The 597-nt window shown below is 66.3% G+C and carries 2 pseudogenes; both read right to left on the bottom strand.

The window, feature by feature from the left end:
- A pseudogene (locus P3H15_RS54880) lies at window positions 1-326 on the bottom strand (ISL3 family transposase); the annotation flags it as partial.
- Between the two features lie 29 nt (window positions 327-355).
- A pseudogene (locus tag P3H15_RS54875) lies at window positions 356-597 on the bottom strand (transposase); the annotation flags it as partial.

Below are 597 nucleotides of genomic sequence, written 5' to 3'. Positions count from 1 at the left end.
GGCTTCGAGGGCGGTGCGGTGTGGGCGGTGCGTAGTGGCTGCAGGAATCGGCGCACGGTCTTGGCGCTGCCGCGGTAGCCGAATGCGGTGATCTCACGTGTGAGGACTGCCGCGTCGACACATCCGCCGGCGACGCGTTCACGCAGGTAGGGTGCGTACTCGTCGAGGAGGCTGCGGCCGGTCCGCGTAGTTGGCAGCAGGTCTTGGACGTCTGCGGCGCGGGCGAAGCGCCGGACCGTCTTCCGGTCGAGTGGCAGTGTCCGGGCGATATACGAGATCGTTCTTCCCTGCGAGAGCAGCGGGCGTCGTCGGTGGTGAAGTGCCACTGGACCTGGCGTTGATCGGCATTGGTCCGTCGCTGCCAGGCGGCGAGTTCGACGTTGAGGGTTTCGAGGTCCTCGATGCGCCGGCCCAGGCATTGACGGGTCAGCACCGAGAGCTCGATCTCGGCGATATTGAGCCACGAGCCGTGCTTGGGGGTGTGGTGGATCTCGAGCCGCTGCGCGAGCGCGAACGCCTCTGCCGGCTCGAAGGCCTCGTAGAGCGATCCGATGCCGTGAGTATTGAGATTGTCCATCACCAGCACCACCGTCTCCG

The sequence above is a fragment of the Rhodococcus sp. T2V genome (genome assembly GCF_029269925.1).
In the GTDB taxonomy this organism is placed as follows: Bacteria; Actinomycetota; Actinomycetes; order Mycobacteriales; family Mycobacteriaceae; genus Rhodococcus_F; species Rhodococcus_F koreensis.
This window is presented reverse-complemented; position numbering and strand designations above follow the sequence as displayed.